This window comes from Leeuwenhoekiella sp. NPDC079379 (assembly GCF_044542075.1).
Classification (GTDB): Bacteria; Bacteroidota; Bacteroidia; order Flavobacteriales; family Flavobacteriaceae; genus Leeuwenhoekiella.
In genome coordinates, this window is the sequence record NZ_JBITTU010000004.1 from 167,451 (window position 1) to 179,445 (window position 11,995).

The following is an 11,995-nucleotide window of genomic DNA, read 5'->3' on the forward strand; positions in this document are numbered from 1 at the left end:
TGATCCTTTAAAAACTACCCTTTTAGATTGTAAAGTTCCTAATTTGACGTGTCAAAAAAAATAAGTTGTTAACGATAACGATTGAAATTGAGGATACCCTTAAATTCATTGCTAATGACTTAGGAAAGTGCTTAGAGATTCCTATTTTTACTGTTCATTCAATAGTAAATGGCAAAAAAAATTACAAAAATCGGAGTTCTTACTTCCGGTGGGGATTCTCCGGGAATGAATGCTGCAGTTAGATCTGTGGTGCGTACGTGTGCGTATCATAAAGTTGATTGTATTGGCATATATAGAGGTTATGAAGGTTTAATAGATGGTGAGTTTGCACCTATGGATGCACGTAGTGTACGTGATATAATTAACCGGGGTGGTACAATGCTCAAATCTGCCCGTTCAGATCGCTTTAGAACTCCTGAAGGTCGTAAAATAGCTCACGACAATCTACTTGAGAATAATATAGATGCGCTGGTTGTTATAGGAGGTGATGGGACATTTACGGGTGGTCTTCTTTTTAATACTGAATTTGACTTTCCTGTTATAGGAATTCCTGGTACTATAGATAATGATATTAGCGGTACAGATCGTACGTTAGGATATGATACTGCTTTAAATACAGCTGTAGAAGCGATAGATAAAATACGTGATACAGCCAGTTCTCATAACAGACTTTTCTTTGTTGAAGTAATGGGACGTGACGTAGGTCACATCGCACTAAATGCAGGAGTAGGAGCGGGAGCTGAAGAAATACTAATTCCTGAAGAAAATCTAGGTCTTGAACGTTTATTAGAATCATTACTGCGCAGTAAGGCCAGTGGTAAAATGTCTAGTATCGTGGTCGTCGCTGAAGGTGATAAAACAGGTAAGAATGTTTTTGAGCTTAAAGATTACGTAGATGAGCACTTAGAAGGCTATGACGTAAGAGTTGCGGTTTTAGGACATATGCAGCGAGGTGGTTCACCAAGTTGTTATGATCGAGTTCTGGCAAGTAGAATGGGTGTAAAGGCTGTAGAATCGTTACTTGCAGGAGAAAGCAATTATATGGTAGGAATACAACACGAGAAAATGATTTTGTATCCTATAGAAAAAGCGATTAAAGGAAAAACTGAAATTAACAAAGAGCTTGTGCGTGTGTCTGAAATAATGACCACATAATATTAATTCTAATTAAAAGTAATTTAAAATGGGAAATTTAAAAATAGGTATCAATGGTTTTGGCCGCATAGGTCGTATCGTATTTAGAGCAACAGTTAAACGTGATAACGTAGATGTTGTAGCTATTAATGACCTTTTAGATGTTGAACATCTTGCATACCTTTTAAAATATGATTCTGTACACGGTAACTTTGACGGTACCGTAGAAGTAAAAGATGGTCACCTTGTTGTAGATGGTAAAACTGTACGTATTACTGCTGAGCGTGACCCCAAAAATTTGAAGTGGGATGAAGCAGGAGTAGATGTTGTTGCTGAGTGTACTGGTATTTTTACTACACTAGAGACTGCAGATTACCACATTCAGGCAGGTGCTAAGAAAGTTGTTATTTCTGCACCTTCTAAAGATGTACCTATGTTTGTAATGGGTGTTAATCATAAAGATGTAAAGGCTAGCGACAAAATCGTTTCTAACGCATCTTGTACAACAAACTGTTTAGCTCCATTAGCTAAAGTATTAAATGATGCTTACGGTATTGATGAAGCTTTAATGACAACGGTACACGCAACTACTGCAACTCAAATGACAGTAGATGGTCCTTCTAAGAAAGACTGGAGAGGTGGTCGTTCTGCTATGTTAAACATTATACCTGCTAGTACCGGTGCAGCTGTTGCTGTAACAAAAGTTATTCCTGAGTTGAAAGGAAAATTAACGGGTATGGCTTTCCGTGTACCTACTGCAGACGTTTCAGTAGTAGATTTAACGGTACGTTTATCTAAAGAAACAAGCTACGAAGATATTAAGAAGACTTTTAAAGCTGCTTCAGAAGGAGACATGAAAGGTGTTCTTGGTTACACAGATGAGAATGTTGTTTCTCAAGATTTTATAGGTGATCCTCGTACAAGTATTTTTGATGCTGGTGCAGGTATTGAATTAAATTCTAAATTCTTTAAGATCGTATCTTGGTATGATAATGAGTTTGGTTATTCAAACAAATTAGTTGACTTAGCAGAATACGTTAATACACTATAATTGATTTATAATTTTAAGCCCTTTAATTCAAATTTTGAACTAAAGGGCTTTTTTTAACTCTTACATCAAAACATATGATATTATTAGTAGATAGCGGATCAACAAAGACAGATTGGATCGCATTGAATGCTGAGGGGGCTGAGATTTTTCAAACACAGACTTTTGGTTTAAATCCACAGGTATTGTCTGCTGAAATCTTAACCGAAAGAATAATCAATAACTATGAATTGTATAAGCATCGTCACGAGGTGACCCATGTTTACTTTTATGGTGCAGGTTGTGGTACTACTAAACCTAAAGAATTGATTAAAAGTGTTTTTGATGAATTTTTTGACAAGGCGCAACTTATAGATATTAAAGAAGATACCTATGCTGCTCTTTATGCTACTACTAAAAAGAATGAACCGGGAATTGTTTGTATTATAGGTACGGGCTCTAACTGTAGTTTATATGATGGAGAGAATATAGAACAAAAAGTAACTTCTTTGGGATATATTTTAATGGATGATGGTAGTGGTAACTATTTTGGACGTCAACTATTACGTGACTTTCATTTCAATAAAATTCCAAAAGAATTAGCTTACGAGTTTGCTAAGCAATTTGATCTTACTGCAGAGAGCATCAAAAATCATTTATATAAAATGCCTAATCCGAATACGTATTTGGCGCAATTTGCTCGTTTTTTAATCACAAATAAGGACCACGAGTATTGTAAAAAGCTAATACGTAAAGGCTTCAAATTATTTATTGAGCATCAGATTCTTCAATTTAAGAATGCTAAAGAAATACCAGTTCATTTTGTAGGATCTATTTCTTTTTACCTTCAGGATGAATTAAGAGATTTGTTAAAAGAATACGACTTGAAGATAGGTAAGGTTTTAAAAAGACCTATAGAGGGTCTTGTCGCATACCATAAGAATTATATTATGGTTTAATTAGGTCGCCTACTTATTATAAATAAAGAAGCTGCTAACGGGAAGTTATTCTCATTAGCAGCTTTTTTTATGAGTGTTTCAGATTACTTAACAGCAATCATAGAAATTTCAACATTTACAAATTTAGGAAGATTTGCTACTTCTACAGTCTCACGTGCAGGTGCTGTCTGCTCATTAAAGGCTGTGGCGTAAACTGCATTCACAGCAGCAAAACTATTCATATCGCTTAAGAAAATAGAACTTTTAACTACGTGCTCAAATGTAAGTCCTGCCTCTATTAAAATAGCTTCTAAATTTTGCATAACCATTTTAGTTTCTTCAGTAATATCACCACTTATAAGCTCACCTGTTTTAGGGTCTAAAGGTATTTGACCGCTTATATATAAAGTGTCTCCGGCAAATACAGCTTGGTTATAAGGGCCTATAGGAGCAGGTGCGTTAGAGGTGCTAATTATTTTTTTCATAAGTCTGTATTTTAAATATTTAATTAAAGTCTTTGATCTGGTGAACGTCGTTTCTCATATTTAAGATCGCTCAACACGCTTGATTTTATACCTATAAAGAAATTCCAGGAAGCAAATGTACCAAAAGGGGTCCACGCAAAAGTCATATTAAAACTTTCAAGATCTCGTGCAAATCGTAATTGTGTAGGTGTAAATTTTCCGGTTGTTAAGTCAACCCCAGAAGATGCTCCCACAAACCAGCGCTCACCTAATTCTACATCTCCACTAAAGTTTACAGCGTGTGAGGTTATCATATCCTGCCGTGTAAGATTTCCATAATTTACATTATAATTCACGCGTAAATTCCAAGGAATTTTATAATTATACAGTTCACGTTTTACATCTTCGTCTTCTTCGCCCTCTTCCTTATCATTAAATTTATTTCTTAGCTGATCACCGTCTTCCCCGAGCAAATTATCGCGCCTGGCGCCATTACGTGCAGTCTGGGTATCTTCACTGTCATTGTTTTTTTCAAAACTTTTACTGCTAAAAGAATAGCCAAAGTTGGCGCTTGCATTTGTTAATCTAAATAAACTTCCACCGTTTTGAATATTCAATTTATCAATACGTCTGTTATTGTTATTTAAGGCATACGGGTCTAAAGTCATATTGAAGTTAACACTCAATTTACTTTGAATTATAGGAATCGTACCTCGTACCGAAATAGGGCTCAGCTTTAAACTATCTGCCAGAAAATTATAATTAGTCGATATCGCAAGGTTGCTTATAAGATCTATTTTTTTAGGCTCTACAGCGGTACTGTCTTTGTCTCTAACTTTAGCTTCTAAAGTATTATTAATACTAAAACTAACCCCACTTGAACTAAAATTACCGGGAGCACCATAAAAACCACCATCAAATCTGGAGTAAGTCACCTCACGAGTTAAGTCACCATTAGGATCATCTAATTCTGGAGCTAAGAACGTTTCATAATACTGATCAAAAGCCGGGTTGTAATTAAAAGAAACTGAAGGTTTAATCACGTGACGTATGGCTTGTATCTTTTTCTCTTCTCCAAAATTAAACTGGCCGTATAGCGTAGTACCTAAACTTGTACTGAAGTTATAGGTATTAAAACGATCAAAACCATTTATAGTATCCCGAACAATTTCTCGTTGTTCTGTGTCAAAACTCTGGTTGATGGTTTCAAAAACCCAGCTTTCCTGATAGTTTGTACTTGCAGATACGCTTAAATGCTTAAAAAGTTTAAAGTTTGTTGTAATAGGGATGCTGTGTCTTACTCCTAATTCTGCATCTCTAAACATTTGAGCGGTAAAAAATAGACTGTCTGTAGTTTCAAAACGGTTTTCCCCACTACCGGAGTAATTGAAGTTGATGTTTTCTATAATTCCTTTTTTAGAGCCGGTCTTTGGCGCAAATGGGTAAATACGATCTACATTTAACTGTAAACTAGGTAAGGTCATATTAATAACCTGTGTCTGCGTATTCTGCGTATGTCTAGCAGTAAGCGCTAGATTAACTTGTGGTACGGTTTGAAAGGTTTTAGAATAAGATACCGAAGAGCTTAGTGTGTTTGTAAGTCTACTGGCGACATTGTCAATGTTTGTAGACTGCCTAAAATAGTTACTACTCCCCAAATTCACAGATGCCGAAAATCTCGAATTAGGGCTCGACTTGGTATCCTGGCTATGCGACCACTGAATGTTGTAGGTGTTTGTTTCGGCAAAATCGGGTAAACCTCGCTCGCTATTGAGTAGTCTTTCGTATCTGATATTTACATTTCCGCTAAACTTGTAGCGTTTTCTATAGGCACTGCTTCCGCGCAGTGCATAACTTCCGTTTGTATAGTAATCACCGGTAAGGGTAAGATCTGCATAATCGCTTAATGCAAAATAATATCCTCCATTTTGAAGAAAATAACCACGCTCGTTATTTTCTCCGGGAGATGGCATTATAAACCCAGAAACACTGGTTTCTTTTTCCATAGGAAAGTAAGCAAAGGGCACTCCTAAAGGAATAGGAACATCGTACACAAACATGTTAACCAGGCCGGTAACAATTTTCTTCCCCGGTACAAATTTCACTTTTCTTGCATAAAAATAATATTCAGGGTCTTCCTCATTCTCACTGGTTGTAAAACGCACGTTGCGCATAAAAACAACGGAATCATTAACCCGTTTGCTAACCTCATTTTTAATATAAAATTCCTGTTGCTTTGTACGAGATCCGTAAATAAGCGCTTTTTCGGTTTTAAAGTTATATTTGATTGAGTCTGGTTCAACGGTGTTTTGCGCTTGTACAAAAACGGGACCTTGAGTGTAGACACCTGCAGAGTCTAGAATACCTTTAGCAAAAACTACATTATTTGTATTATCAACAATAATCTGACCGGCTTTTATGTTGATATCTGTGTAATTAATCTCTGCCTCGTTGTATAAATACAGTTTGTTAGTACGTTTATCAAAACGTGAATAATCAGTGGCACTGTATTTGACAATATCGGTAAGCGGCTCTCGAGTAGGTGTTATACTGTCTATCTTAGTGCTGTCGCGTTGTGTAAGCGGAAGCATACTAGTGAGTTGACTGCCTTGAGGTTTATTTACAAGTTTTTTATATGACGTGTCTGCAGGTATGCTTTTTAGTGTATTTACAGATATCTCTTGAGCCTGTAAAGACCCACAGCAGATAAGGAATACGCCTAGAATTTGCAGTACGATAAGGATCTTTGTTCGCAATGGGATTAGTACTATTTTTGTAAATGAAAGGGCAAAAACCAATGTGCCAAAATTACATCTATTTTTTAGAAGCCATAAGTAATGAAGATTAAAAATGGCTTTGTAAAATTGCATGATATTAAATGACGTTCCCCAAATATGAAAACGAATATATCTTATATAATTGTATTTACCTTGAGTTTGCTGTTTAGCAATTCTTTTTCTAATGATAAACCTGCTGATTTTAAGAAGTTTGTAGTGGTTATTGATGCCGGTCACGGTGGTAAAGATCCCGGTAAACCTTCAAAAACCGGTGTTAGAGAAAAGGATGTTGCACTAAAAATCGCTTTATTAATAGGTGAAGAATTAGGTAGAAATAAAGAGATCGAAGTTTTATATACTCGTAAAACAGATGTTTTTGTTGAATTAGATCGTCGAGGTGAAATTGCAAATAAGGCAAAAGCAGACCTTTTTATCTCTATACATTGTAATGCGCACACGTCTCAGGCTTCTGGTGCAGAGACCTATGTATTGGGTTTACACCGAAACAACACCAATTTTGAAGTTGCTAAGGCCGAAAACGAAGTGATTTTTCTGGAGGATAATTACGAAGAGAAATATGCGCAGTATAATTTAAACTCTCCAGAGTCTTTAATAGGTCTTACGCTTATGCAAGAAGAGTTTTTAGACCAGAGTATCCAATTAGCAAGCTTAGTTCAGGATAACTTTAGAGAAAAGTTAAATCGCAAAGATCGTAGTGTAAAGCAGGCAGGTTTTGTGGTTTTACATCAAACCGTGATGCCAAGTATTCTTATCGAAACTGGGTTTATTACTAATAATGAGGAAGGTAAATATCTAAATTCTTCAACCGGACAAAAAGAAATAGCTCACGCTATAGCTACAGCAATTGAGGAGTATAAAGGTAATGTAAGCGCAAATGATTTTCTAGGGATAACTAAAGTTGTTCCTGCTGTTGAGGTAAAAGATATTGTTTCAGATAGTGAAGTTTACATGGTTCAGATTGCAGCAAGCAGTAAAAGTGTTGAGCCTAAATCATATAATTTTAAAGGATTAGCTGAAATTACTAGGGCTAAAGAAGGAAAGCTATATAAATACTATTATGGTGATACTTCTAATTATAGTGATATTCAGCGTAAACTTTCCGAAGCTAAATCTAAAGGTTATAAATCTGCTTATATTGTAAGCTTTAAAAATGGGGTAAAGCGAAAGGTCAACTAAGTTATAAATAAAAGTTAGCGTCGTAAGTCCTAATAGATTTTATTCCTAAATTTGAAGCTCATCAAAAATAGTACACATTGAACATTTCTAGAGAGGTAAAAACAGGTCTGTTAGCCGTTGTGGCAATAGCTCTTTTAATTTTTGGTTATAGCTTCTTAAAAGGCAATAATCTTCTTCAAAATGACCGTACATATTATGCCGTTTATGATAATGTAGAAGGTCTTTCACCCGGTTCTAGTGTTACTATAAATGGTCTTGCGGTAGGTAAAGTTTTATCTATAGATTTTGCAGATCAGCAAGGTAAGTTGTTAGTTACCTTTAATGTGAAAAACGATTTTCAATTTTCAAATAGCAGTAAAGCCCAAATTTATGGAGGTGGTTTAATAGGAGGAAAGTCCCTTTCTATAGTTCCTGATTATGAGCGTGGGGAAGTTGCTAAATCTGGTGATACCCTAGAAGGTACCATTGATGAGGGTATTTTTGAACTGGTAAATGAGCGATTAACTCCATTACAGAAAAAAGTAGAATCTGTAATAAATAGTACAGACTCTGTATTAACAGGCGTTGCTGATGTTTTAGACAAGGATACTAGAAAAAATTTACGTGCTGCAATTGCGGATATTACTCAAACAGCAGCATCTTTTAAGCAAGCGTCACAGGGATTGAATAAATTATTATCTGATAATGATCAGAAATTAAGCCGCACATTTACTAATCTAGATGAAATGTCTGCTAATTTTAACCAGATGAGCGATAGTCTTTCTCAGGTTAATGTAGGTCAGCTTGTAACTAAAATGGAAGATATGATTGCAGAAGTAGAAAGCATCACATCTAAGATAGATAATGGCGAGGGTAGTTTAGGACAGTTAATTAATGATAAAGATATGTACAATAATCTCGAACGTGCTACAAAGCAGATGGAAGAGCTTATGCAAGACATAAAACTTAATCCTAAACGTTACGTACATTTTTCAGTTTTCGGTAAAAATCCGGGTCCCTACAACGAACCGAAAGATTCACTTAAATAAATTAAATGCAATACCTTCCTAATATATTGTTCATAATCGCATTAGCGATTGGAGTTGTTTTTTTTGCTAAAAACGTTCAAAAGCTAATCCGCAATATAAAATTAGGCCGCGATGAAGATCGAAGCGATAACAAGTCACAACGCTGGCGAAATATGGCTAAGATTGCCTTAGGGCAGTATAAAATGGTACGAAGACCAGTCTCGGGCATAATTCATGTACTCGTATATCTGGGATTTATTATCATCAACATTGAAGTTCTTGAGATTGTAATTGATGGTATTTTTGGAACCCATCGTATATTCAGTTTTATGGGTGGTTTTTATAACTTCCTAATAGCTGTTTTTGAAATTTTTGCACTCCTTGTTTTAGTAGGCGTTATCATATTCTGGATACGTCGTAATATTTTGCACATAAAGCGTTTTCTAAATCGCGAAATGAAGGGTTGGCCTAAGTTAGATGCTAATCTTATTCTGTATTTTGAAGTGGTACTAATGCTGTTATTCTTAACGATGAATGCAGCAGATTATATGCTTCAGGTAAAAGGAGCAGAACATTATGCAAGTGCTTCGGGTATTTTAGGATCTTTTCCTGTGAGTCAGTTTATAGCACCTTTATTTGAAGATATGAGTATATCTTCATTAATACTTGTGGAGCGCACTGCCTGGTGGATTCATATTTTAGGAATACTTGTATTTTTAAATTACCTATACTATTCTAAACATTTACATATTTTACTTGCTTTTCCAAATACATATTTTGCAAGATTAAAGCCGCAGGGGCAGTTTGATAATTTAGATGCGGTCACACAAGAAGTAAAATTAATGATGGATCCCGATGCAGATCCTTATGCAATGCCAGAAGAAGGTGCGGCTGATGAAGTGCCGGCAAAGTTTGGTGCTAGTGAAGCGACAGATTTGAGCTGGGTTCAGTTATTAAATGCATATACTTGTACCGAGTGTGGTAGATGTACTAGTGAATGTCCTGCAAATCAAACCGGAAAATTACTGTCGCCACGTCGCATAATGATGGCTACACGTGATCGTCTTGAAGATATAGGGAAAAATATTGATGCTAATAAAGGAACCTTTCAGGATGACGGGAAACAATTATTAGATGACTATATTACCCGTGAAGAATTATGGGCGTGTACCACTTGTAATGCTTGTGTAGAGGCTTGTCCGGTGGGTATAAATCCACTTTCTATTATTATGGATATGAGGCAGTATCTTGTAATGGAGCAGAGCGCGGCGCCTACAGATTTGAATAATGCAATGACCAATATTGAAAATAACGCAGCACCATGGCCTTTCAATCAAATGGATCGTGCAAATTGGATCAACGAAATTTAGAAACCAACCAATAAATTTTAAAATAGAGAACTCATGAAAAAAGAGGAAGTGGACAAAATGTTAAGTGAAAAGCTGCAGGATGGGGAACATGTAAGCCCGGTTTTGCCAGAAGGAGTGAAGAACTACCTCATTGATATTGATGGGACCATTACTGAAGATGTTCCTAACGAGGAGCCTGAGCGTATGGGAACATGTGAACCTTTCCCAGACGCATTAGCAACCTTAAACAAATGGTATGATGAAGGTCATATTATATGCTTTTTTACTTCTCGTACCGAAGATCATCGTGAAGTAACCGAAAATTGGTTAAACAAGCATGGTTTTAATTATCATAGCCTTTTAATGGGGAAACCCCGAGGAGGTAATTATCACTGGATAGATAATCACTTAGTGCGTGCAACTCGCTACAAAGGAAAATTTACAGATCTTGTTGAAAAAGATGTAACTATAGAAGTGTTTAAAGACTAAACTTTTAAGAACTAATAGGAATAAAAATTAGATTATGGCAGAAGCTATCAAGGTACCTACGATGGCAGAATTTATGGCACAAGGCAAATCTCCAGAGGTTCTCTTCTGGGTAGGCTGCGCCGGAAGTTTTGACGACAGAGCAAAAAAAATAACAAAAGCTTTTGTAAAATTATTAGCAAAGGCCGGAGTAGAATTTGCTGTATTGGGTACCGAAGAAAGCTGTACCGGCGATCCTGCAAAACGTGCTGGTAACGAATTTTTATTTCAAATGCAGGCGGTAACTAATATTGAGGTTCTTAATGCGTATGACGTTAAGAAAATCGTTACTGCGTGTCCGCATTGTTTCAATACAATAGCTAATGAATATCCGGGACTAGGCGGTAATTATGAAGTTCTACACCACACTCAATTTTTAAAATCATTAATTGATGAAGGTAGACTTACTGTTGAAGGTGGTAAGTATAAAGGTAAGCGAATTACCTTTCACGATCCTTGCTACTTAGCTCGTGCTAATCGTATTTACGAGGCTCCGCGAGATTTACTTCGTAAATTAGAGGTAGAGCTTGTTGAGATGAAACGCTGCAAAACAAAAGGTTTCTGTTGTGGTGCTGGTGGCGCTCAAATGTTTAAAGAGCCAGAGCCGGGTACAAAAGATGTTAATATAGAGCGTACAGAAGAAGCTTTAGAAATTAAACCAGATGTTATCGCTGCGGGATGTCCTTTCTGCAATACTATGATGACTGACGGAGTTAAAAATAAGGAAAAAGAAGATTCTGTAGAAGTTTTAGATATTGCAGAGATGATCGCAAATGCAGATGATCTTTAAAGAATCTAAAGCAAGAAATTTTAAAAAGCATCGGTTTTACCGATGCTTTTTTTATTTAGAATTTGGGGTCTAGTTTTTGATATAAGCTAAGTAGAAATTTAAAATTTTCCATCTGACTCTAAATTACTTATTCATTAAATAATTATGATTAAAATAATCTTAGAGAACTCTTGAGATAATTCTAGATACTTTAAATTGTAATAATTACATTTTTAAAAATTTTGAAGGCTTTTAACATTATCTTTTTTAATGACCGCCTTTATATACATTAAGTTTGTGCTATTAATTTTTATATACATTTATGTTAATTCCTTTTCAAGATTTACCTGCTAATTCCCGACTTTGGATTTATCAAAGTGACCGCAAATTTACTGAGGAAGAACTTGCTAAACTTCAAGAACTATTAGAGAACTTTCTAAAAGAGTGGACCGCTCACGGAGCAAGTTTAAATGCCGGTTACGAGGTAAAATATGATCGATTTATTGTAATAGGGCTTGATCAAAGTGCAAGCGCTGCAAGTGGGTGTTCTATAGATACGCAAGTGCGATTTATACAACAAATTGAAAAAGAGTTTGAAGTAGAATTATTAGATAAAATGAATGTCACTTACATTCAAAATGATCGAGTGCATTTTAAGCCTTTAGCAGATTTTAAGAAAATGGCAAAAGAGGGTGCTGTAGGTAAAAAAACCATTGTATTTAATAATCTCGTAAATACTAAAGAAGAATATCTAGAATTTTGGGAAGTACCTGCAATAGAAAGCTGGCACAATCGTTTCTTTAAATAA

The 11,995-nt window shown here is 35.7% G+C and carries 11 protein-coding genes; 9 read left to right on the top strand and 2 right to left on the bottom strand.

Features of this window, described 5'->3' with window-relative positions; all coding sequences use genetic code 11:
* The first annotated feature begins 168 nt into the window (after positions 1-168).
* The 3 genes from pfkA (at position 169) to ACIGAM_RS09140 (ending at position 3,120) form a co-directional block, all read left to right on the top strand.
* Positions 169-1,155 (top strand): 6-phosphofructokinase, encoded by a 987-nt coding sequence (gene pfkA / locus ACIGAM_RS09130; RefSeq protein WP_028374637.1) that lies wholly within the window; start codon positions 169-171, stop codon positions 1,153-1,155.
* A gap of 28 nt (positions 1,156-1,183) precedes the next feature.
* A complete protein-coding gene (gene gap / locus ACIGAM_RS09135) occupies positions 1,184-2,185 on the top strand; it encodes a type I glyceraldehyde-3-phosphate dehydrogenase (protein WP_396511151.1) in 1,002 nt (333 codons plus the stop codon).
* 74 nt (positions 2,186-2,259) lie between these two features.
* On the top strand, positions 2,260-3,120 hold the full coding sequence (locus ACIGAM_RS09140) for an N-acetylglucosamine kinase (RefSeq protein ID WP_396511152.1): 861 nt from the start codon (positions 2,260-2,262) through the stop codon (positions 3,118-3,120).
* Between the two features lie 83 nt (positions 3,121-3,203).
* Here the strand turns inward: ACIGAM_RS09140 and ACIGAM_RS09145 are convergent, their stop codons facing one another.
* Positions 3,204-3,584: a RidA family protein gene (locus ACIGAM_RS09145; RefSeq protein ID WP_396511153.1), complete on the bottom strand. Its 381-nt coding sequence runs from the start codon at positions 3,582-3,584 to the stop codon at positions 3,204-3,206.
* A 23-nt stretch (positions 3,585-3,607) separates the two neighbouring features.
* Positions 3,608-6,433 carry a putative LPS assembly protein LptD gene (locus ACIGAM_RS09150; protein WP_396511154.1) on the bottom strand — a complete coding sequence of 942 codons (2,826 nt, stop codon included), beginning with the start codon at positions 6,431-6,433 and terminating at the stop codon, positions 3,608-3,610.
* Positions 6,434-6,457: 24 nt separating this feature from the next.
* On the opposite strand from ACIGAM_RS09150, the gene ACIGAM_RS09155 reads away from it, so the two are divergent.
* The 6 genes from ACIGAM_RS09155 to ACIGAM_RS09180 all read left to right on the top strand — a co-directional run bounded on the left by ACIGAM_RS09155 (position 6,458) and on the right by ACIGAM_RS09180 (position 11,995).
* Entirely contained in the window at positions 6,458-7,537 is a 1,080-nt protein-coding gene (locus ACIGAM_RS09155; protein ID WP_396511155.1) for an N-acetylmuramoyl-L-alanine amidase, read from the top strand.
* Between the two features lie 77 nt (positions 7,538-7,614).
* Positions 7,615-8,565, top strand: a complete 951-nt coding sequence (locus ACIGAM_RS09160; protein ID WP_396511156.1) for an MlaD family protein — start codon at positions 7,615-7,617, stop codon at positions 8,563-8,565.
* Between the two features lie 5 nt (positions 8,566-8,570).
* On the top strand, positions 8,571-9,914 hold the full coding sequence (locus ACIGAM_RS09165) for a 4Fe-4S dicluster domain-containing protein (protein WP_396511157.1): 1,344 nt from the start codon (positions 8,571-8,573) through the stop codon (positions 9,912-9,914).
* Between the two features lie 33 nt (positions 9,915-9,947).
* Positions 9,948-10,382 carry a phosphoheptose isomerase gene (locus ACIGAM_RS09170; RefSeq protein ID WP_396511158.1) on the top strand — a complete coding sequence of 145 codons (435 nt, stop codon included), beginning with the start codon at positions 9,948-9,950 and terminating at the stop codon, positions 10,380-10,382.
* A 34-nt stretch (positions 10,383-10,416) separates the two neighbouring features.
* Positions 10,417-11,208, top strand: coding sequence for a (Fe-S)-binding protein (locus ACIGAM_RS09175; protein WP_396511159.1), 792 nt, complete (start codon positions 10,417-10,419; stop codon positions 11,206-11,208).
* Positions 11,209-11,509: 301 nt separating this feature from the next.
* Entirely contained in the window at positions 11,510-11,995 is a 486-nt protein-coding gene (locus ACIGAM_RS09180; RefSeq protein WP_396511160.1) for an ABC transporter ATPase, read from the top strand.